The organism is Umezawaea sp. NPDC059074, assembly GCF_042738955.1.
Lineage (GTDB): Bacteria > Actinomycetota > Actinomycetes > Mycobacteriales > Pseudonocardiaceae > Umezawaea.
The window spans coordinates 1-20226 of the sequence record NZ_JBHYHC010000022.1; the positions used below are offsets into that span (position 1 = coordinate 1).

Genomic DNA, 20226 nt, shown 5'->3' on the forward strand with positions numbered 1-20226 from the left:
CCCGACCTACCGACGCGGCCTCGCGCGGTAGTCACCCTGGTGGGAACGTGAATACGAAAAAGGTGAGCCCCGGCCGCTGATGCGCCGGGGCTCACCTTTGTTCCGCTATCAGCCGTTGGCGGCGATGTCGGCCAGTACTGCCGCCAGGGTGCGGACGGGGACGCCGGTGCTGCCCTTGGTGGTGTAGCCCGTTGGGCCGCCGGAGTGCCAGGAGGGGCCCGCGATGTCGATGTGGGCCCACTGGACGCCCTCGGTGACGAACTCGCGGAGGAAGATGCCCGCGGCGAGCATGCCGCCCCAGCGGTGGCCCATGACGTTCGCCAGGTCGGCGAGGCGGGAGTCGAGGTCGGCGCGCAGCTCCTCGGGGAGCGGCATGGCCCAGGCGTTCTCGCCCACCGCGCGGCCCGCGGCGGCGACGCGGTCGCGGAACTCGTCCGAACCCATGACGCCCGCGGTCTTCTTGCCGAGCGCCACGACGGCCGCGCCGGTCAGCGTGGACGTCTCGATGAGGTAGTCCGGGTTGTCCTCGCAGGCGCGCGCGATGGCGTCGGAGAGGATCAAGCGGCCCTCGGCGTCGGTGTTGAGGACCTCGACGGTCTTGCCGCCGTACATGGTGAGGACGTCGCCGGGGCGGTAGGCCGCGCCGGACGGCATGTTCTCCGCCATGGGCACCCACGCGGTGATCTCCAGCGGGTACTTGAGCTTCGCGGCCAGGACCATCGTCGCGACGATCGCGGCGGCGCCGCCCATGTCCGAGGTCATCTCGTCCATGCCTGCGGCGGGCTTGATCGAGATGCCGCCAGTGTCGAACGTGATGCCCTTGCCGACCAGCGCGACCTTCTTGGTCGCCTTCGGGCCGACGTAGGTGAGGCGGACCAGGCGCGGCGGGCGGGACGAGCCCATGCCGACGCCCAGGATGCCGCCGTAGCCCGCCTTGCGGAGGGCCTTCTCGTCGAACACCTCGACGTCGAGGCCGACGGCCTTGCCGAGGGTCGCGGCGCGGTCGGCGAACGAGGCCGGGAACAGGTCGTTCGGCGGCGTGTTGACCAGGTCGCGCGTCGTGGTGACGGCCTCGGCGATGGCCGTGGCCGCCTTCAGCGCGGCGCGGTGGTCCTTGAGCGCGCCGGTCGCGGGGGCGACCAGGTCGAGCTTGCCGAGCGGACCGTCGCCCGCCTCGGACTTGTAGGTCGTGAAGCCGTAGCCGCCGAGCAGCGTGCCCTCGACGGTCGCTCCGAGGTGGACGGCGGACAGCGTTGTCACGGCGCGCTTGCGGCCGCTCAGCGAACGGGCGGCTGCGCCCGCGGCGCGGCGGACCTGCTCCTCGGTGATGGCGCCGTCGGCGTCCGGCTTGCCGAGGCCGACCGCGATCAGCAGCGGCGCGGCGAGCTTGCCGAGCGTCGGCAGCTTGACGACCTCCTCGGCCTTGCCCTTCGCGCCGAGGGTGTCGAGCAGGGAGACCAGCCCGCCCTCGAACGCGGCGTCGACGGCGGCGCCGCCGTCGGCCAGCGCGAGGCCGTCCGGACCCTGCACTGTGCCCACCACGACGACGTCCGCGGCAAGGGTGGTGAGGTCACTGTCAGTAAGCGCCAGCTTCGGCCCTGTCACGTAGTGCTCCTTGGCGATTCCTCCCGGCACTACTGAGCTGTGCGGCGGGAACGAGGGTGGATCCTGAAGGATGCTAAAGGGCTGGGGACCTCCACTGTCGACGGCACCGTCGATTGCGCGGAGTAACAATTAACACGATCGTGTGACCGTCGTCGGGTGGTTCCGATCCCGGCGGGCCATCTGCCAGTGTGTACGCGTGACGCAATCGCCTCATGGCCGCTCGGCGGTGCCGAGAGCCGTGGTGCTCGGGCTCACGTCCACCACCGGCGCCGGTGTCTTCATCGGCCTCGCCCCGGCAGCCTCCGCCGCGGGCCGGTGGCTCATCCCCGCCACCATTGTCGCCGCTCTCGCCGCGCTCTGCAGCGCGTTCTCCACAGCGGACCAGTCGCGCACGTACCCGTCGGCGCGCGGTGGCTACGACTTCATCCGCACCCAGCTCGGCCCGTGGCCCGCCCGCCTGGGCGCGAGCGCGTACGTCCTCGGCCGCGCCGCCGTCGCCGCCGCGCTGGCCGGGATGGTCGCGACGTACGTGTTCCCGGAGAACCGCACGCTCGTCGCGCTGCTCGTGCTCGGCTGCGCGGGAGTGCTCAGCGCCACGGGCGTGCGCTGGAGCGGCCGCGTCCTCGCGCTCGTCGCCGGGGTCGTGCTGGTCCCGTTGGCGCTGGTCGTGGTCGCGTGCTTCGGCGTCGCCCCGCCCCCGGCGCCCGACGCGCCCGTCGCGGACGACGGCTTCACCGCGTTCATGGGCGTGGCCGCGATCATGTTCGTCGCGTTCACCGGGTTCGAGCGGATCACCGCCCCGCTGCGCGACGACCCCGTCCACTCCGACCGGACCCTGCGCTGGGCGATCCCGCTGCTCATCGCCCTCTCGCTCGGCGTCACGCTCACGGTCGCCGCCGCCGTCGAGCACCAGCTCGGCGCGGCGCGGCTCGCCCTGTCGTCCGCGCCGCTGCGGGACGCGCTGCTCGCCGCGGACGGCGAGTGGCTCGTGCCCCTGGTCGGGTTCGCCGCGATGGTCGCCGCGGTCACCGTCCTCACGTCCGTGCTCGGCGGCCTGCGCCGGACGCTCGGCGCGCTGGCCGCGACCGGCGACCTGCCCGCGCGCCTCGCCCCGTCGTGGCCGCTGGACGTGGTCGGCTGCCTGGCCGCCGTCGTGGTGCTGGTGGTGGTCCCTCCGCCGACGGCGCTGGCGCTCGGCGCGTGCGGCACCCTGTTCTACTACGCTTTCACGAACGCGTCGGCCCGGCTGCTCCTCCAGGAGGACCGCACGTGGCCGATGCGCACGGCGTGCTTCGGGCTCGGGCTCTCGGTGCTGCTGGCCATGAGCGCACCCGTGGACGCCCTGCTCACGACCGTGATCACGATGGCGGTGGGCGCAGCTCTGCTGGGGTTGTGCTCCGGTCTCGGAGCCCGGTTACGGGCCCGATCGCTCCCGCCTGCGGAAAGTCGGATGTCCGATTCTCGGGACGGCGATTTTCTGAAGCAAGACTAGGCCTTATCGTCTACCCATGACGACAGCGTTGCCTTTCACCGTGACCTCCACCCCGCAGCCGGCCACCCCGGAACGCGTAGCGGAGGTACTGGCGAAGCCGGGCTTCGGCCAGCACTTCACCGACCACATGGTGACGATCCGCTGGAACCGCGAGCAGGGCTGGCACTCCCCGGCCGTCGAGCCCTACCACTCGCTGGAGCTCGACCCCGCCTCGATGGTGCTGCACTACGGCCAGGCGATCTTCGAAGGGCTCAAGGCCTACCGCAGGCCCGACGGGTCGATCGCGTCCTTCCGCCCCGAGGCGAACGCCGCCCGCTTCCGCCTGTCGGCGCAGCGGATCGCGATGCCCGAACTCCCGGACGAGCTGTTCCTGGAGTCGATCCGGCAGCTCGTCGCCATCGACGAGCGCTGGGTGCCCTCGGCCGCCGAGGAGTCCCTCTACCTGCGGCCGTTCATGATCTCCAGCGAGGTCGGCCTCGGCGTCCGCCCCTCCAGCGAGTACCTCTACGCGCTGATCGCGTCCCCCGCGGGCATGTACTTCCCCGGCGGCGTGAAGCCGGTGAGCGTGTGGCTGTCGACCGAGTACGTCCGCGCGGCCCCCGGCGGCACGGGCGCGGCCAAGTTCGCGGGCAACTACGCCGCGTCGCTGGTCGCGCAGGCACAGGCGGCCGAGAAGGGCTGCGACCAGGTCGTGTGGCTCGACGCCGTGGAGCGCCGGTGGGTCGAGGAGATGGGCGGGATGAACCTGTTCTTCGTCCTCGGCTCCGGGTCCGAGGCCCGCGTCGTCACGCCCGAGCTGAGCGGCGCGCTGCTGCCCGGCATCACCCGCGACTCGCTGCTGGCGATGGCCGCCGACCTCGGTTACGCGGTCGAGGAGCGGCGCATCTCCACCGAGGAGTGGGAGAAGAAGGCCGAGTCCGGCGAGCTGACCGAGGTGTTCGCCTGCGGCACCGCCGCGGTGATCACGCCGGTCGGCCACGTGAAGCACGCCGAGGGCGAGTTCAGCGTCTCCGGCGGCGAGACCGGCGAGGTGACCAAGAGGCTGCGCGAGCGGCTGACCGGCCTCCAGCACGGCACGGTCGAGGACACGCACGGCTGGATGACGAAGCTCGTCTGAGCACCGGTGGGGGCCTCCGCGCGGGGGCCCTCACCGCCCCAGCGCGCAGCCGACCAGCACGACCAGCGTGGCCAGTTCGCAGGCCGCGCCGAGCACGTCCCCGGTGATGCCGCCGAACCGCTTGCGGGTGTGCCGCACGAGCAGCAGCACGCCGCCGAGCGCCACCGCGACCACGATCGGGCCGTGCGGCACGACGAGGAAGCTCGCCGCCGCCAGCACGACCCACCAGAGCGCCACCACCGGCCACGACTGGCTGCCCGCGACCAGCGCGCCGAGCCCTTCCGGTCGGGCCGCGGGCACGCCCTTGAGGCAGCAGACCGCGAACGCCGCCCGCCCCGCCGCCAGCGCCACGACCACCGCGCCCCACGGCACCGCGCCGAACGCCGACGCCTGCGCGCCCAGCACCACGATGAGCGTGACCACCGCGAACGGGCCCGCGCCGCCGTCCTTCATCACGGCCAGCGCCCGCTCCGGCGGCCCGTAGCAGCCCAGCCCGTCGGCGGTGTCCGCCAACCCGTCCAGGTGCATGCCCCGCGTGCCCAGCGCGAGCAGGCCCACGGCCAGCAGCCCGGCCAGCATCGACGGCGCGTGCAGCCACGCCAAGCCGTGGAGCACCGCGGCCGTGACACCGCCCAGGAGCACGCCCACCAGCGGGGCGAGCGCGATGGCGTGCCTCGCGACCCGCGCGTCGACCACGTCGGACCGCACCGGCAGCACCGTGAGCCAGGAGAGGGCCAGCCGGACGCCGTGCACTACTCCCGGCCCGAGACGCCCGCGCTGTCGAAGGTCGCCATCTCCGCGAGCACCCTCGTGGCCATCATCACCAGCGGCAGCGCGGTCACCGCGCCGGTGCCCTCGCCGAGCCGCATGTCGAACTCCAGCAGCGGCTCCAGCCCGAGGTGGCCCAGCGCCAGCGCGTGCGACGGCTCGGCCGAGCGGTGCCCGGCCTTCCACCACTCGCGGGCGCCCGGAGCCAGCTCCTCGGCCACGATCGCCGCCGCGCCGACCACCACGCCGTCGAGGATGACCGGGATCCCGCGGAACGAGGCCTGCGCGAGGAAGCCGACCATGGCGGCGATGTCCGCGCCGCCCGCGGTCGCCAGCAGCGCCACCGGGTCGCTGATCTGCTTGCGGGCCCGGCGCATCGCGTCGCGGATCGCGGCCGTCTTGCGCATCCAGGTCGCGTCGTCGATGCCCGTGCCGCGCCCGACCACGCTCACCGGCTCGGACCCGGTGAGCGACGCGATCAGCACCGCCGCCGGGGTCGTGTTGCCGATGCCCATGTCGCCCGCGATCAGCAGGTCCGCGCCGCCGTCGACCTCCTCGTCGGCGATCGTCATGCCCGCGGTGATCGCCGCGATGGCCTCCTCGCGGGTCAGCGCGTCCTCGCGGTCGATCGACCCGGAGCCCTTGCGCACCTTGAACGCGCTCACGACGTCCGCGGTGTCGCCGTCGACGGCCATGTCGACCACCCGCACGGTCGCGCCCGCGGCCGTGGCCAGCACGTTCACCGCCGCGCCGCCCGTGAGGAAGTTCGCGACCATCTGCGCGGTGACCTCGCTGGGGTAGGCCGACACGCCGTGCTTGGCGATCCCGTGGTCGCCCGCGAACACCACGACCCGCGGCCGGGTGAACGGCCGCGGCGGGCAGACGCCCTGGCACGACGCCACCCACGCGGCGACGCCCTCCAGCTTGCCGAGCGAGCCGACCGGCTTCGTGAGCTGGTCCAGCCGGGCCAGCGCCTGGAGCAGCACCTGCTCGCGAGGGGCGTCCACGGGCGGGAAGATGAAGTCCGGGTCCTCGTCCTCGGTGGTGCTCACGGCCCAGTACCTCCGGCTTCGCGCAGTGTCAGTGGGATTCCCGCGACGAGCAGCAGCACCTCGTCGCACACCTCGGCCAGCCGCGCGTTGAGCGAACCGAGGTGATCACGGAAGAGCCTGCCAGAGCGGGTGGACGGCACGACGCCGAGGCCGACCTCGGCCGACACCAGCACCAGCCGCGCCCGGCACAGCCCCGTCGCGATGACCAACTCCTTGCACGCGAGTTCGACGTCGTCCGCGCCTTCGCCCTCCCACGCGTTCGCGTCGTCCAGCACGCCCGTGAGCCACGTGGCGACGTCGTCGACGAGCAGCGGGGGGTCGGTGGCCTCGGCCGTGCCGAGGAGCCGCGGCAGGTCCGGCGACTCGACCGTGGTCCACGTGCCGGGCCTGCGCTCGACGTGCCGGGCGATCCGCCGGTCCCAGTCGTCGTCCCCCGGATAACGGCGAGCAGTCGCCACGTACGTCACGGCGGCCTCCGTGAGCAGGCCTTCGGCGTGCGCCGACTTCCCGGAACGGGTGCCGCCGAGCACGAGTGTCCGCCGCGTCACACCGATCTCCGTCCGCCGATCGCTTAGCCTGACCTGGAACGTTACCCGGAGGACATCCCGAGGAGGCCGTCGTGGACTACCGGTGGCGCTACCAGGACGCGCAGGGCCGCGAGGTCGACGGTCCCGCCGAGACCTTCGCCGACCAGAACGACGCCGAGGACTGGTTCAGCGCGCAGTGGCAGGAGCTGTCCGAGGCGGGCATCACGTCGGTGACGCTGCTGCGCAGCGAGGCCGAGGTCTACGGGCCGATGTCGCTGGCGCCCGCGGAGTAGAGGGCCCCGCCGTTCGCGGGGCCCGTCCACCTACGCCACCACGGTGAGCCGCGGGTCGGTCTCCGCCACGCCCTCGAGCACCTTGTCGATCTTCTCCAGCAGTTCGGCCTCCAGCTTCACGCCTGCGGCCTTCACGTTCTCGTGCACCTGCTCCGGCCGGGAAGCGCCGGTGATCGCGCTCGCGACGTTCGGGTTCTGCAACACCCACGCCACCGCGAGCTGCGACAGCGTGAGACCGGCCTCGTCGGCGAGGGGCTTGAGCTCCTGCACCTTCGTGAGCACGTCGTCCCGCATCCAGCGCGAGATCATCTGCGACCCGCGGTCGTCGGTGGCCCGCGACCCGGCGGGCAGCTCGCCACCCGGCGTGTACTTGCCGGTCAGGACGCCCTGAGCGATCGGCGAGAACACGATCTGGCTCAGGCCCTCGCGCTCGGACGCGGGCACGACCTGCGACTCGATCACCCGCCACAGCATCGAGTACTGCGGCTGGTTCGAGATGAACGGCACGTTCAGCTCACGGGCCAGCGCGGCGCCGCGGGTGATCTGCTCGGCGTTCCACTCCGACACGCCGATGTAGAGCGCCTTGCCCTGCCGCACGAGTTCCGCGAACGCCAGCATGGTCTCCTCCAGCGGCACGGACCGGTCGAACCGGTGCGCCTGGTAGAGGTCCACGTAGTCGGTCTGGAGCCGCTTCAACGAGGCGTTCGCCGACTCGATGACGTGCTTGCGCCCCAGGCCGCGGTCGTTCGGCCCACCGGGCCCGGTCGGCCAGAAGACCTTGGTGAAGATCTCCAACGACTCGCGGCGCTCACCCGCGAGCGCGCGCCCCAGCACCGACTCCGCCTTGGTGTTGGCGTAGACGTCGGCGGTGTCGAACGTCGTGATCCCGGCGTCGAGCGCGGCCCGCACGCACGCGTGCGCCTGCTCCTCTTCCACCTGGGACCCGTGGGTGAGCCAGTTGCCGTAGGAGATTTCACTGATGTTCAGGCCGCTGCGGCCGAGGCGTCGGAACTCCATGGTTCCGAGCCTAGTACCGCATCGTTTGTCTTGCTAAGGGTTACTTGATGGTGTCACCAGGCGAGACACGCGGCTTCGGGACGCGCAGCTTGCGCAGCTGGCTGGCCCGGATGAACGAGTACCAGCCGATCGACAGCCCGCGGATCGGCTCGGTCGGGAACTTCGCGCGCACCTTCTTCGTGACGATGCGGCCGAGCACGATGCCTTCCAGCACCATCGCCAGCAGCATGAACGTCGTCACCAGGGTCGCGTACTGCTGCACGACGACCAACGGCGTCAGCAGCGCCACGAACACGATGATCGCCAACGGCATGAACAGGCCCATGAGGTTGCGGCGCGCGTCCACGAGGTCGCGGATGTAGGCCTTCACCGGGCCGCGGTCGCGCGGCAGCAGGTACTTCTCGTCGCCCGCGAGCATCTTCGCCCGGCGGTCGGCCGAGGCGGCGCGGCGCTCTTCCTTGGTCTGCGTGCTCTTGGTGCTGCGGGCGCGCTTGAGCGCCTCGCGCTGCGTGCGGGGAGGCGGCGGCACGGGGCCGGTCCGCCTGCCCTGCGCCTCGCGGCGCTTCGGGGTGGGACGTCCCTTGCCCGGCGTGCGGCTCTTGTCCACGTCGTCGGCGGCCACCTCCGGCACGGTGTCGTCAACGGTGGCGGTGGTCTCGTCGGAGCTGCGGCGCAGGAACCTCACCCGACAAGGGTATGACAATGCCTTCCGTACCCTGCGCGAGGTGCGCGTACTGGTAGCTCCCGACTGCTTCGGCGGAACCCTGACGGCGGGTGAGGCGGCCGAGGCGATCGCCCTCGGCTGGCGTTCGACCGCGCCCGGCGACGAACTCCTGCTGCGGCCGCTGGCCGACGGCGGCCCCGGATTCGTCGACGTCCTGCACGCCGCGCTGGGCGGTGACCTGCGCTCCACCGAGGTCACCGGTCCGCTCGGCACGCCCGTGACCGCCCGGTGGCTGCTGCACGACGGTACCGCCTACGTCGAGTCCGCGGAGGCGTGCGGCCTGCACCTCGTGCCGCGCGACCAGCGCGCCGAGTGGTGCGAGCGCGCCACCACGCGAGGCGTCGGCGACCTCGTGCTCGCCGCGTCGTCGGCGGGCGCTCACACGATCGTGGTCGGCCTCGGCGGCTCGGGCACCACCGACGGCGGCGAGGGCCTGCTGTCCGTGGTGACGGACGTCACGGTCCGGCTGATCGCCGCGTCCGACGTGGAGAACCCGCTGCTCGGCCCGCACGGCGCGGCGGTCACGTTCGGTCCGCAAAAGGGCGCTTCCCCCGAGGCCGTGGCCCGCCTGGAGGCTCGGCTCGCGGCCATGGACCGCCTCCGCGACGTCCGTGACCTGCCCGGAGCCGGAGCCGCCGGTGGTCTGGGAGCCGCCCTGCTCGCGCTGGGCGCGACCGTCGAGTCCGGCGCCGGACTGGTCCGCGCGCTCACCGGCCTCGACGACGCCCTCGCGGTCGCCGACCTGGCCATCACCGGTGAGGGCAGCTTCGACTGGCAGTCGCTCCGGGGAAAGCTCGTCACCGCGGTGGCGTCCGGTGCGTCGGCCCGCGGCATTCCGTGCCTGGTGCTGGCGGGCCAGGTGAGCGTGGGCCGTCGGGAAGCGGGCTCAGCAGGCATTACCGACTCCTACGCCGTGGCCGACCACGCGGGTTCCGTCGAAGCCGCCATGGCCGACCCCGCCGGAACCCTGGGCGCGCTCGCGGCCCAGGTGGCGGGACAGTGGTCACGGTGACGCCCGACTTGTCGGCGTCCTGTGCCACCATGGGTGGAAGGAACAAAGCGGGTACCGCCCGTGTTGTCAGGGCTGACCGCCCGTTTCGACCTCTGAGGGAGAGCTATGACCACCGCTCAGGACGCAGCCGCCTCCACCGAAGCTGCCGCACCGGCTCCTGAAGCGCCCACGCACGGCGTGACGCTCACCGACCAGGCGGCCGCGAAGGCGAAGGCGCTCCTCGACCAGGAGGGCCGCGACGACATGCACCTGCGCATCGCCGTCCAGCCCGGCGGTTGCGCGGGTCTCCGCTACCAGTTGTTCTTCGACGAGCGCAGCCTGGACGGCGACGCCGTCCGCGACTTCGGCGGCATGAAGGTCGCCGTCGACCGCATGAGCGCGCCGTACGTCGAGGGCGCGGTCATCGACTTCGTCGACACCATCGAGAAGCAGGGCTTCACGATCGAGAACCCGAACGCGGGCGGCTCCTGCGCCTGCGGCGACTCGTTCCACTAGTCCCACCGCGAAAGGCGGCCACCCCACCGGGGTCGGCCGCCTTTCGCGTACCCGGACCTTGTTGCTCCGCAGCCCCTCACCCCAAGCAGTCGACCCCCACCCGAGTGGTGCAAGCGCCTTCCCGCTAGCACGGGTCATTGGTCCGCTCGGGCGTCCGCTCGCCGGTTCCGCATCTGTTCGCTGGTTTCTGCGTTCGTCGGTCCTGGGCGTCCGCCTACTCGCTCGGTCCTGGGTTCTGCTCGCCCCAGCACCGGGTTCGAGCGCTCCAGACGAGGCCGCTCGTCCTGGTAGCTCGCTCGTCCCGGCCTCGGCCACCCGCTCCGCGCCCTCAAGCGCCAGTCGGCGTCCAGCGCACCCACCGCACACCCGGCCTGTCACCCGATCGAGCGCACCCCCGACCATCCGCCCGCGAAGGCCCCGAAAATGTCGGACCCCATCGCTAGCGTTGATCTTGGGGGGCCACCCAGGCCGCCCTACACGTCGTGCCCCGGCGTCAGACGCCGTAGTCGTTGAGTCCCTCGAACCGCCGCGCAGTCGTCTCGTCGACCCGCCACTCGGCAGCGGCGCGAGGCGTGGGCAGCGGGCGTTCCGCGTGCGTGATCGAGCGCGGGATCCCGGCGCAGTCCTCGATCAGTTCCGTCATGGTCGCAGCTTCGGGTGTAGTCACCCCTCGACCGTAGGACGTGGGCTCTGACCTGCGATAGCCCTACCAAACGGTAGTCTCTGACCGGGTGACTCACCCCACCCGCGCCGCGATCCCGTCCAGCAGGCAGTCCAGTCCCAGGTCGAACTGCGCGTCGTGGTCCAGGTCGTCGGCCTCCCGGATCCGCCGGTTGACCGCCGGGTAGCGCCCGCCCGACATCACGTCCTCGATGTACGGCGACACGGCCGCGCGCCACTCCTCCTCGGTGAGCCCCGTGCGCCTGCGGGCTTCCTGTTCGGCGAGTTCGTTGACGACCGCCCCCAGCACGTAGTTCCCGACGGCCCCGAGCAACCCGGACGCCACGGTGATGTCCTGGCTCACGCCACCGGCCGCGGTGAGCGCGAAGTCGAGGTGCCGCAGCGCGTTCGGGCCGATGGCCGGACGGCTCGCGACCTCGGTGGCGAGCCACGGGTGCTTCCGCATCATCGTCCGCGACGACCGCGCCACGAGCTTGAGGTCGTCCCGCCACAGCCCGCTCGGCCGCTCGGGCAGGTCGATCTCGCCGTAGGCCGAGTCGACCATGAGGTCGATCAGGTCGTCCCTGCCCGCGACGTGCCGGTACAGCGACGTCGTCCCCGTGCTCAACTCGGTCGCGAGCCGCCGCATCGACAGCGCCTGGACCCCCTCCTGGTCGGCGATCCGCAGGGCGGCTTCCACGATCCGGACGCTGCTCATCGTGGGCTTCGACCGCTGGTTCTCGATGCTGGAACGGGTCCACACCAGGTCGAACGAGCGGGGCCTGTCGATCTTCACGCTGCTCCCTAGGAATTTGGAGTGGCGCCCATGGTAACTCCCCGGCTACAGTGTTCCCATGCACGGGAACACTGTTCCCAACGAAGGGGGATGACATGCGTGAGGTGGACGTTCTGGTGGTGGGGGCCGGGACGGTGGGGTTGGCGAGCGCGCTGTTCCTCGCCAGGCAGGGGGTTCGCGCGCTCGTGGTCGAACGACATCCGGGGCCCGCGCGCCACCCGAGGGCGTTCGCGGTGAACGGCCGCAGCGCGGAGCTGTTCCGCGAGGTGGGCGTGGAGGGCCGTCTCGCGGAGCTGTCGGCGGCGCTGGCGCACAACCAGGGGGTGCTGTCCGCGCCGACGTTGGCGCAGGTGGACCAGGCGACCGTGACCAGCAGGGGCGATGCGGCCGACCTGCGATCGGAGGCTGGCCGGATCAGTCCGGCCACGCTCGGGCCCTGTCCGCAAGACCTGATCGACCCGGTGCTGCTGTCCGAGGCGCGCGCCCACGGGGCGAGCGTCGAGTTCGGCAGCAGGGTGCACGCGCTGCGCCAGGACGAGTCCGGTGTCGTGGTCGAGGTCACCGGTGAACCGGGCGAGATCAGAGCCCGGTACGTGGTGGCCGCCGACGGCTCGTCCAGCACGGTGCGAAGACTGCTGGGCATCCCCAGCACCGGTCCGGGCGAGCTGGGCGGCCACATGGTCAACGTCCTGTTCCGGGCCGACCTGTCCACAGTGGTCGGCGACCTCCGGTTCGCCCTGTGCACCATCGACAACCCGAGATCGGCGGGCATCCTCATGCCGGTCGACAACGTCGACCGCTGGATCTTCCACATCCCGTACGCCGCGTCCGACGGCGTGACACCGGCCGACTTCACCCACGACCGGTGCCGCGAGTTGGTGTCGGCCGCCATCGGGTCGTCCGAAGTGGAGGTGGAGATCCTCGGCGCGCTCCCGTGGCAGTCGACCGCGCGTGTGGCGACCAGGTTCCGCGACGGCCGTGTCCTGCTGGTCGGCGACGCCGCGCACGTGGTGCCGCCCACCGGTGGTTTCGGCCTGAACACGGGCTTGGCCGACGCCCACAACCTCGCCTGGAAGCTCGCGGCCGTCCTCGACGGACAGGCAGGCCCCGCCCTGCTCGACACCTACGAGGCCGAACGCCAACCCGTGGCCCACTCCACAATGGACCAGGCGCTGCTCCGCGGCCGCCACCGCGAACTCCACTGGGACCTGCGGCCGGAGAGAGCCGCGGACCGCGCCGCGGTGGGCATGACAGCCCTGCTCGTCACCACCTTCGGCTACCAGTACCGGTCGACGGCCGTGGTCGACCCCAGACCCGACCTCCCATCCGCCGAACACGTGGACCAAGACCTGGACGGCTCACCGGGCAGCCGTGTCCCCCACGTGTGGCTGCGCCACCAAGGCGACCAAGTGTCCACGGTCGACCTCGCGGCGGGCACCTTCACTGTGCTCGCGGGCCCGGAAGCGGGGGAGTGGTGCGCGGCGGCGAAAGCCGTCTCCGCCAGAACCGGCATCCTCGTCCGCGCCTTCCGCCTCGCACCGGACGGAGACGCGTCGGACGAGCACACCACTTGGCCAACCGCCGCGGGCGTGGGCCCCCACGGCGCACTCCTCGTCCGCCCGGACGGCTTCGTCGCCTGGCGAGCCACCACAACCGACCCTGATCCCGAAAGGACCCTGGAGGAGGTGATGAACCAAATCCTCGACCGAGCCGCCCTAGCGGTCCCAGCCTGACCGCCTTCCGGCCACACCCCCAGACACCCGGTCCAGCCACAGGTTCACGCACCCGGCACCGCCAGACGCCCCGTGTTGCCGGGAGCCGCGGGCATCCGGTGCTGCCGGACGCTTCAGGCACCGGTCAGGTGACATGCCTGAGCACCCGGTGTGGCCGGACGCCGCAGGTAGCCGGTCCACCAGTTCACCCGACCGATCATCCTGATCCCGGCCAAGGGGCACTGGATCTCGATCGCGGGACCAGGCAACGGTGGTCGCGTGGAGCACCTTGCCCGAGCTGGTGAGGACCTCGGTGGCAGGCGTGAGTGGTGCCGGTCGAGCTTGACCAGCATCGCTTGCCCACGGTGCGGTGTTGGTCAGACTTGGCCGGCCGCTACCAGTGATCGGTGACAGCGCTGGCTTGGCCGTTCACGCTCAACCGGTTACGTCGCTGCGGTCTATTGCCTTGAGGCGTGAGCTGGGTCGCCCTGGCGAACGCGGCCCGACGCACGAAGACCCCCGACGCCCGCGGGTGTGCGGTGGTCGGGGGTCTTCGGGGGCTGGGTCAGAGCTTGACGGGGTAGTGCGGTTCCGGGACGACGGGGGAGATGCGGCCTTCCACGAAGATGCCGTGCCACAGCATGAAGACCAGCAGGGCCCAGATGCGGCGGCTGTGGTCCTGCACGTTGGTGCGGTGCTCTTCGATGAAGCGGCGGACCGCCGCCTTGTCGATGTACTGGTCCGTCTGCGAGTCGGCGACGATCTGGAGCGACCAGTCGTGCATCTCGTCCTTCAGCCAGTGGCGGATCGGGACGGGGAAGCCGAGCTTGCGGCGGTTGAGGACGTGTGGCGGGATGATGTCGCGGATCGCCTTGCGCAGGGCGAACTTCGTCGTGTCCTTGGTGATCTTCAAATCGGACGGGATCTGCGAGGCGATCTTGAAGACCTCGGGGTCCAGGAAGGGGACGCGCAACTCCAACGAGTTGGCCATGGTGACCTTGTCGGCCTTGACCAGGATGTCGCCGCGCAGCCACGTGAAGAGGTCCACGTGCTGCATGCGGGTCACCGGGTCCCAGTTCGCCGACTCGCGGTAGGCCTGGGCGGTGGCGTCCATGTGGGTCACGGACGGGTCGTACGTGCGCAGGACCGCGCGGACCTGGTCGTCCATGAAGATGCGGGCGTTGCCGTAGTAGCGCTCCTCCAGCGTGAGCGCGCCGCGGCGCAGGAGGTCCTTGCCGCGGACGCCCTGCGGGATCTTCGTGGAGACCTTGCCCATGGCCTTGCGCAGGGCGCCGGGGACCTTCTCGAACGGGGCGAGGGAGAGCGGTTCGCGGTAGATGGTGTAGCCGCCGAACAGCTCGTCCGCGCCTTCGCCCGAGAGCACGACCTTGACGTGCTTGCGGGCCTCGCGGGCGATGAACCACAGCGGCACCAGTGCCGGGTCGGCCACCGGGTCGTCCAGGTACCAGGTGATGAGCGGCAGGGAGTCCATCATCTCCTGGGCGCTCACCGTGCGGACCACGTGCTTCACGCCGATGGCGGCGGCCGACTCGGCGGCGACGTCGACCTCGGAGAAGCCGGAGCGCTCGAAGCCGGTCGTGAAGGTGATCAGGTCCGGGTTGTGCTCCTTGGCCAGCGCGGCGATGACCGTGGAGTCGATGCCGCCCGACAGGAAGGAGCCGACGGTCACGTCGGCGCGCATGTGCTTGGCGACGGAGTCGCGCAGCGCCTCGGTGATCTCGTCGTACAGGCGGTTCTCGTCCGACTCGCCGCGTACGGCGCGCGGGCGGAACGTCGCGGGGAAGTACCGCTCGGTCACCGGCTTGCCGCCGGGGCGGATGGTGAAGGAGGTGCCGGACTCGATGCGCCTGATCTCGCCGTGCAGCGACTCGGGCTCGGGCACGTACTGGAGGATCAGGTAGTGCTGGAGCGCCTTGCGGTCGAGCGTCGGCCGGATGCCGATGGTCGGCGCGAGGGCGAGGACGCTCTTCTTCTCGCTGGAGAGGGCGACGCCGTGCGGGCCGACCGCGTAGTACAGCGGCTTGATGCCGAACGGGTCCCTGGCGCCGAAGACGACCTTGCGCTGGGAGTCCCAGATGAGGAACGCGAACATGCCGCGCAACCGGGCCACGGCGGCCGGGCCGAGGTAGTGGTAGGCCGCGACGATGGTCTCGGTGTCGCCGTCCGTGGCGAAGCGGGCGCCGTACTTGCCGGTCAGCTCCGCGCGCAGCTCCAGGTAGTTGTAGATCTCGCCGTTGAACAGGATCGTGTACCGACCCGGCTCCTCCGGCGGACCCCACGGCATGGGCTGGTGGGAGTGCTCGACGTCGATGATCGACAGGCGGTTGAAGCCCCAGACCACCTCGTCGCCCTGCCAGGTCCCGCTCTCGTCGGGCCCGCGGTGCCGCTGGCAGCGCAGGGCCGCCGCCACCGCGGGGCGCGCGTGCTCCGCTTGGCTCTTGTCAGGGCTGACCAGTCCCACGAAGCCGCACACAGCGATCGGCACCTCTCGTGTCGCGTAAGGAAGGCCACCAGTATGCCGGGGTGGCTCGGTGTGACCGAAACTGCACTACGGCGCACTGCCCCCGAGGGGTGGCGCTCACCGTGCTGGGCTACGCTCCCGCATGATCCCGGCCAGGACTTCCTCTTGGTCGGACAGCGTGTTTTTCACCGGCCCGCAGACCACCACCGCGGGCCGTGCACCGTCTTTGAGGAGGCGCGAGCAGTGGGCCTGAAGGAGGGCACCAGGGCAGCACGGACGGCCAAGGTCGCCGGGCTAGTCGGCCTGGTCGGCATCGGGGCCACCGGTTGCTCCACGGAAGAGGTCCTGCGCTTCGGATGGCCCGTGGCCGTCACGCCGCAGGCCGAGAGGATGCGCGAGCTGTGGACCTGGTCCGTGGTCGCCGCGCTGGTCGTGGGCGTGATCGTCTGGGGCCTGATCCTGTGGTCGATCGCGTTCCACCGCAAGAAGAGCGAGGAACTGCCTCGTCAGACGGCGTACAACCTGCCGTTGGAACTCGTGCTCATCGTCGTTCCGACGATCATCGTGGCGGTTCTCTTCTACTTCACGGCGATCACCCAGAACTACGTGACGGACAAGTCGAAGCCGGCTGACGTCACCGTGGACGTGATCGCGTTCCAGTGGAACTGGGAGTTCCAGTACCCGGAGTTCAAGACCGAGGACGCGGCGAAGCAGGCCGTGCGGACCACCGGCAGCTCCGGCGAGGTCCCGCTGCTGGTGCTGCCCGCGGGCAAGTCGATCCGCTTCACGCTGAAGTCGACCGACGTGATCCACTCGTTCTACGTCCCGGAGTTCCACTTCAAGCGGGACGTCTTCCCGGAGCCGGACAAGAACAACCAGGACAGCGTCTTCCAGATCGACCGGATCGACCGTCCCGGCTCGTTCGTGGGTCGCTGCGCCGAGCTGTGCGGCACCTACCACTCGGTGATGAACTTCGAGGTCCGCGCTCTGGAGTCGGCGGACTTCGACAAGTACATCAAGCTGCGCCAGCAGGTCAACGAGAAGACCGGCAAGACCTACACGGCCGCCGAGGCGCTCACCGAGCTGAACTGCGCCGACTGGTGCACGCCGCACTCGACCACGACCGAGCCCTTCAACACCGATCGGACCGCCCGCGAGGCGTCCGGCGGCGGCTCGAAGTAGTCCGGGTAGCGAGCGCGGAGAGCGAGGAAACACCATGAAGGTCGAAGCCCGGATTTTTGACTTGATCACCGCCTTCTCGTTCCTGATGGCAGTGGTCTACGGGGTCTGGTCGCACGAGCCGGTCGGCATCGTCGCCCTGGCCCTGACCGGTGGGCTGGCGTTGATCGTCGGCACGTACTTCCGGTTCGTGTCGCGGCGCATCGAGCAGCGCCCGGAGGACAGCCCCAACGCGGAGATCAGCGACGGCGCGGGCGAGCTGGGCTTCTTCAGCCCCGGCAGCTACTGGCCGATCGGTCTCGCCGCCTCGGCCGCCGTGGCGGGCCTGGCGTTGGCGTTCTGGCACATCTGGCTGCTCGTGATCGGGATCGTGCTGGTCCTGATCATGGTCGGTGGCCTCGTGTTCGAGTACCACACGGGTCCCAACCACGAGTAGTCCCACCCAGCGCGAACGAAGAGGGCCACCCCCGAAGTCCGGGGTGGCCCTCTTCGCGTCTCAAGGGGACTCTCAGGCGGCCGTGGCGCTCGCCTGGTAGTTGTCCACGTAGTCCTGTCCGGACAGCTCGAGGATGTTGTAGACGATCTGGTCGGTCACCGACCGCAGCACCGGCAGCGAGTCCTGCATGCCCGCGTAGCGGGAGAAGTCCAGCGGCTTGCCGAACCGCACCGTCACCGGCACGATGCGCGGCATCTTCCGGCCGACGGCCATCACCTTGTCCGTGCCCACGAGACCGATCGGCACGACCGGCGCGCCGGACTCCAGCGCGATCCGCGCCACGCCCGTGCGGCCGCGGTGCAGCATGCCGTCCAACGACCGGGTGCCCTCGGGGTAGATGCCGAACGCGTCGCCGTCCGCCAGCACCTTGATCACGGTGTCCAGCGAGTCGCGGGCCGACCGGCCCTGGCCGCGGCGCACCGGGATGTTGCCCATGCCGGTGAAGAACCAGCGCGACAGCGCCCCGCGGAAGCCCGTGCCCTCGAAGTACTCGGCCTTGGCGAGGAAGTAGACCCGCCGGGGCACCACGATGGGGATGATCATGCTGTCGACGAACGACAGGTGGTTCGCCGCCAGGATCACGGGTCCTGTGCCGGGGATGTTCTCCAAGCCCTCGACTGTCGGTCGGTAGACCATCCTCGCGACCGGTGAAACCACCCGCGTCATGATCGCAGACAGAACTGTCATGTCTCCTCGCTCGCTCGGAGGGCTCGGCCGACAGCGGCCTCGCGTGGTGACGCGACCGACAGCGTCCGATCGCGTTCGTGGTACCAGCATGAACCCGCATCGTTGCGGGTGCGTGAACCAGTGACTGAAACCTCAGCCAACGGCCCTCAAACTCCCCGAACGGCGCAATCAGTCGACCGGATGGGCCTTCAGCTCCGTGGACCGGGCGGCCCAACGGCGCAGCAGGTCCGCCGCCGAGCCGGAGTCGATGGCGTCCCCGGCCGCGCCCAGCGCGGCCGCCAGGTCGGCGTGCAGGTCGCCGGAGAGACCGCGGTGGGCGGCGATGGCGCCCGCGGCGTTGATCAGGACGGCGTCGCGCACCGCGCCGGGCTTGCCGGCCAGCAGTTCGCGCACGACCTCGGCGTTCGTCGCCGCGTCGCCACCGCGCAGGTCCTCGGGCAGCGCGGGTCGCACGCCGAGCCGAGAGGGGTCGATCACGTCGGTGCGCACGGTGCCGCCGTCGGCGACCCACACCGCCGTAGTGGTCGTGGTGGTGATCTCGTCCAGGCCGTCGTCGCCGCGCACCACGAGGGCGGTCTTGCCGCGCCGGGCGAACACGGCCGCGATCAGCGGGGCGGCGTTGACCCGCGCGCAGCCCACGAGACCCACCGCGGGTTGCGCGGGGTTCGTCAGCGGGCCGAGCAGGTTGAACACCGTGGGGATGCCGAGCTCACCGCGGGTGGGGCCCGCGAAGCGCAGGGCGGGGTGGAAGATCGGGGCGAAGCAGAACCCGACGCCCAGCTCGACGGCGGTCGTCTGGACGCCCTTGGGCGGCAGGTCGATCGCCACGCCCAGCGCTTCCAGCACGTCGGCCGTGCCGCACTTCGACGACGCCGCGCGGTTGCCGTGCTTGACCACGGGCACGCCCGCCGCGGCGGTCACGATCGCGGCCATCGTGGAGATGTTGACCGAGCCGGAGTTGTCGCCGCCGGTGCCGACGATGTCGACGGCCCGCACGTCCACGGTGAAGCGGCGCGCGTGCTCCAGCATCATCGTGGCGAAGCCGTCGACCTCCTCGGGCGTCTCGCCCTTGGCGCGCAGCGCCACGACGAACCCGGCGATCTGGGCGCTCGTGGCGGACCCGGTCATGACCTGGTCCATCGCCCAGCCGGTGTCCTCGGCGGAGAGGTCGACCCGGTCGACGAGCTGGTTCAGCAGTAACGGCCAGGTTCTGGACATGGCCTGCCGCTCAGCCGCGCACGACGGGCAGCGACACCGTGGTCCGCAGCACCTCGGCCACGGTCTCGGCGGCGGCCAGCGGGTCCAGCGGGTGCACGATCACCGCGTCGGCCTGCGACCAGGTAGCGAGCCACCGGTCGTCCCGGCGGCGCACCGCCACCACGATCGGCGGGCACTCGGTGATCTCGTTCTTCAGCTGGCGGGACAGGCCCATGCCACCGGTCGGCTGCGCCTCGCCGTCGAGGATGAGGAGGTCGGCGTTGCCGTTGTCCACCTCGTACAGCACCTCGGCGATCGTGCCTGCCTCGATGTAGTCCACTTTGCCCAGATCGGGGGCCGGACGACGACCCACGGCCGTGATGATCGTCTCACGCACCTCGGGGCGGTGGCTGAACACCAGGATCTTCGTGGTCGGCGTGCTCATGTGGACGATCCTCCGGCGGGTCGGGTGACCAGGTGTGGCGATGCTATCGGCCTAGGCGGGCTCGGGTTGCAGCGCATCCCACCCCGGTGCGTCACCGCCCAGCCGCTGGGCGAGGCCCGCCATCCGCGAACGCTCCTGGGCGCAGTGCAGCGCGTCCAGCACCTGCACCCGCACGGCGTGCAGGTGACCGGGTTCACCGTCGACCGGACGCAGCTCGTAGCCGTCCTGCGCGAGCAGCGTCGCGGCGCGTTCGACCTGGTCAGGGGGGAGGACGAGGTGGTGGCGCAGCACGGCGGGCCGGTCCGGGTCCCAGCGCTCCGAGCGGGCGAGCGCGGCCGAGTCCGCCTCCGCCGGGTCGAACGCCTCGACCACCACGACCAGTCCGGGAGATCCGGTCAGGAGTTCGGGTTCCCGATCCCGCCGCAGCAGTTCACGCAACCAGCCGAGCACCGCCATGCGATTCCCTCACC

Annotated in this window: 21 protein-coding genes; 8 read left to right on the forward strand and 13 right to left on the reverse strand. The window is 71.2% G+C overall.

Going from position 1 to position 20226, the window contains the following annotated elements; genetic code table 11:
* Window positions 1-108 precede the first annotated feature (108 nt).
* Window positions 109-1605, reverse strand: coding sequence for a leucyl aminopeptidase (locus ACFWW9_RS12850; RefSeq protein ID WP_390375491.1), 1497 nt, complete (start codon window positions 1603-1605; stop codon window positions 109-111).
* Between the two features lie 196 nt (window positions 1606-1801).
* On the opposite strand from ACFWW9_RS12850, the gene ACFWW9_RS12855 reads away from it, so the two are divergent.
* Window positions 1802-3097: an APC family permease gene (locus tag ACFWW9_RS12855; protein WP_390375494.1), complete on the forward strand. Its 1296-nt coding sequence runs from the start codon at window positions 1802-1804 to the stop codon at window positions 3095-3097.
* A gap of 16 nt (window positions 3098-3113) precedes the next feature.
* On the forward strand, window positions 3114-4214 hold the full coding sequence (locus ACFWW9_RS12860; protein ID WP_390375497.1) for a branched-chain amino acid aminotransferase: 1101 nt from the start codon (window positions 3114-3116) through the stop codon (window positions 4212-4214).
* 30 nt (window positions 4215-4244) lie between these two features.
* On the opposite strand, the gene cobS is transcribed toward ACFWW9_RS12860, so the two are convergent.
* From cobS to ACFWW9_RS12875, 3 genes are read right to left on the reverse strand one after another with little or no spacing between them, the layout of a single operon-like run.
* Entirely contained in the window at window positions 4245-4967 is a 723-nt protein-coding gene (gene cobS, locus ACFWW9_RS12865; protein WP_390375500.1) for an adenosylcobinamide-GDP ribazoletransferase, read from the reverse strand.
* Window positions 4967-5989 carry a nicotinate-nucleotide--dimethylbenzimidazole phosphoribosyltransferase gene (cobT, locus tag ACFWW9_RS12870; RefSeq protein WP_390375746.1) on the reverse strand — a complete coding sequence of 341 codons (1023 nt, stop codon included), beginning with the start codon at window positions 5987-5989 and terminating at the stop codon, window positions 4967-4969. Before cobT ends, cobS begins: the two co-directional genes overlap by 1 nt.
* 41 nt (window positions 5990-6030) lie before the next feature.
* A complete protein-coding gene (locus ACFWW9_RS12875; protein WP_390375503.1) occupies window positions 6031-6582 on the reverse strand; it encodes a bifunctional adenosylcobinamide kinase/adenosylcobinamide-phosphate guanylyltransferase in 552 nt (183 codons plus the stop codon).
* A 71-nt stretch (window positions 6583-6653) separates the two neighbouring features.
* Between ACFWW9_RS12875 and ACFWW9_RS12880 the strand changes: the two genes are divergently transcribed.
* The gene (locus tag ACFWW9_RS12880; RefSeq protein ID WP_390375506.1) at window positions 6654-6854 is read left to right on the forward strand and encodes a hypothetical protein; all 201 of its coding nucleotides are present in this window, start codon (window positions 6654-6656) and stop codon (window positions 6852-6854) included.
* A gap of 30 nt (window positions 6855-6884) precedes the next feature.
* On the opposite strand, the gene ACFWW9_RS12885 is transcribed toward ACFWW9_RS12880, so the two are convergent.
* Both ACFWW9_RS12885 and ACFWW9_RS12890 read right to left on the reverse strand, forming a co-directional pair.
* Window positions 6885-7871: an aldo/keto reductase family protein gene (locus tag ACFWW9_RS12885; protein WP_390375509.1), complete on the reverse strand. Its 987-nt coding sequence runs from the start codon at window positions 7869-7871 to the stop codon at window positions 6885-6887.
* 40 nt (window positions 7872-7911) lie between these two features.
* A complete protein-coding gene (locus ACFWW9_RS12890; protein WP_390375512.1) occupies window positions 7912-8556 on the reverse strand; it encodes a DUF3043 domain-containing protein in 645 nt (214 codons plus the stop codon).
* A 40-nt stretch (window positions 8557-8596) separates the two neighbouring features.
* On the opposite strand from ACFWW9_RS12890, the gene ACFWW9_RS12895 reads away from it, so the two are divergent.
* The gene (locus ACFWW9_RS12895; RefSeq protein ID WP_390375515.1) at window positions 8597-9607 is read left to right on the forward strand and encodes a glycerate kinase; all 1011 of its coding nucleotides are present in this window, start codon (window positions 8597-8599) and stop codon (window positions 9605-9607) included.
* Between the two features lie 105 nt (window positions 9608-9712).
* Window positions 9713-10102: an iron-sulfur cluster assembly accessory protein gene (locus tag ACFWW9_RS12900; protein ID WP_259621990.1), complete on the forward strand. Its 390-nt coding sequence runs from the start codon at window positions 9713-9715 to the stop codon at window positions 10100-10102.
* Window positions 10103-10595: 493 nt separating this feature from the next.
* Here ACFWW9_RS12900 and ACFWW9_RS12905 read toward each other — a convergent pair whose 3' ends face one another.
* Window positions 10596-10745: a hypothetical protein gene (locus ACFWW9_RS12905; RefSeq protein ID WP_390375519.1), complete on the reverse strand. Its 150-nt coding sequence runs from the start codon at window positions 10743-10745 to the stop codon at window positions 10596-10598.
* A 93-nt stretch (window positions 10746-10838) separates the two neighbouring features.
* A complete protein-coding gene (locus ACFWW9_RS12910; protein ID WP_390375522.1) occupies window positions 10839-11558 on the reverse strand; it encodes a TetR/AcrR family transcriptional regulator in 720 nt (239 codons plus the stop codon).
* 95 nt (window positions 11559-11653) lie between these two features.
* Here ACFWW9_RS12910 and ACFWW9_RS12915 point away from each other — a divergent pair, with 95 nt between their 5' ends.
* A complete protein-coding gene (locus ACFWW9_RS12915; RefSeq protein WP_390375525.1) occupies window positions 11654-13291 on the forward strand; it encodes an FAD-dependent oxidoreductase in 1638 nt (545 codons plus the stop codon).
* Between the two features lie 544 nt (window positions 13292-13835).
* On the opposite strand, the gene asnB is transcribed toward ACFWW9_RS12915, so the two are convergent.
* The gene (gene asnB / locus ACFWW9_RS12920; protein WP_390375527.1) at window positions 13836-15764 is read right to left on the reverse strand and encodes an asparagine synthase (glutamine-hydrolyzing); all 1929 of its coding nucleotides are present in this window, start codon (window positions 15762-15764) and stop codon (window positions 13836-13838) included.
* Window positions 15765-15995: 231 nt separating this feature from the next.
* Between asnB and coxB the strand changes: the two genes are divergently transcribed.
* Window positions 15996-16934 (forward strand): cytochrome c oxidase subunit II, encoded by a 939-nt coding sequence (gene coxB / locus ACFWW9_RS12925; protein ID WP_390375530.1) that lies wholly within the window; start codon window positions 15996-15998, stop codon window positions 16932-16934.
* 34 nt (window positions 16935-16968) lie between these two features.
* Window positions 16969-17367, forward strand: a complete 399-nt coding sequence (locus tag ACFWW9_RS12930; protein ID WP_390375534.1) for a cytochrome c oxidase subunit 4 — start codon at window positions 16969-16971, stop codon at window positions 17365-17367.
* 72 nt (window positions 17368-17439) lie between these two features.
* Here ACFWW9_RS12930 and ACFWW9_RS12935 read toward each other — a convergent pair whose 3' ends face one another.
* The 4 genes from ACFWW9_RS12935 to ACFWW9_RS12950 form a co-directional block, all read right to left on the reverse strand.
* Window positions 17440-18114 (reverse strand): lysophospholipid acyltransferase family protein, encoded by a 675-nt coding sequence (locus ACFWW9_RS12935; protein ID WP_390375537.1) that lies wholly within the window; start codon window positions 18112-18114, stop codon window positions 17440-17442.
* Window positions 18115-18282: 168 nt separating this feature from the next.
* A complete protein-coding gene (trpD, locus tag ACFWW9_RS12940) occupies window positions 18283-19332 on the reverse strand; it encodes an anthranilate phosphoribosyltransferase (RefSeq protein WP_390375540.1) in 1050 nt (349 codons plus the stop codon).
* 10 nt (window positions 19333-19342) lie between these two features.
* Window positions 19343-19756 (reverse strand): hypothetical protein, encoded by a 414-nt coding sequence (locus ACFWW9_RS12945; RefSeq protein WP_390375545.1) that lies wholly within the window; start codon window positions 19754-19756, stop codon window positions 19343-19345.
* A 51-nt stretch (window positions 19757-19807) separates the two neighbouring features.
* Entirely contained in the window at window positions 19808-20212 is a 405-nt protein-coding gene (locus tag ACFWW9_RS12950) for a ribonuclease E inhibitor RraB (protein ID WP_390375548.1), read from the reverse strand.
* Window positions 20213-20226: the final 14 nt, after the last annotated feature.

Bases quoted from the DNA above. Each gene is read 5' to 3' on its own strand.
- ACFWW9_RS12860 (WP_390375497.1), top strand. From the start codon at position 3,114: ATGACGACAGCGTTGCCTTTCACCGTGACCTCCACCCCGCAGCCGGCC.
- ACFWW9_RS12900 (WP_259621990.1), top strand. From the start codon at position 9,713: ATGACCACCGCTCAGGACGCAGCCGCCTCCACCGAAGCTGCCGCACCG.
- ACFWW9_RS12930 (WP_390375534.1), top strand. From the start codon at position 16,969: ATGAAGGTCGAAGCCCGGATTTTTGACTTGATCACCGCCTTCTCGTTC.
- ACFWW9_RS12885 (WP_390375509.1), bottom strand. From the start codon at position 7,871: ATGGAGTTCCGACGCCTCGGCCGCAGCGGCCTGAACATCAGTGAAATC.
- ACFWW9_RS12935 (WP_390375537.1), bottom strand. From the start codon at position 18,114: ATGACAGTTCTGTCTGCGATCATGACGCGGGTGGTTTCACCGGTCGCG.
- ACFWW9_RS12945 (WP_390375545.1), bottom strand. From the start codon at position 19,756: ATGAGCACGCCGACCACGAAGATCCTGGTGTTCAGCCACCGCCCCGAG.
- trpD (WP_390375540.1), bottom strand. From the start codon at position 19,332: ATGTCCAGAACCTGGCCGTTACTGCTGAACCAGCTCGTCGACCGGGTC.
- ACFWW9_RS12905 (WP_390375519.1), bottom strand. From the start codon at position 10,745: ATGACGGAACTGATCGAGGACTGCGCCGGGATCCCGCGCTCGATCACG.
- ACFWW9_RS12915 (WP_390375525.1), top strand. From the start codon at position 11,654: ATGCGTGAGGTGGACGTTCTGGTGGTGGGGGCCGGGACGGTGGGGTTG.
- ACFWW9_RS12950 (WP_390375548.1), bottom strand. From the start codon at position 20,212: ATGGCGGTGCTCGGCTGGTTGCGTGAACTGCTGCGGCGGGATCGGGAA.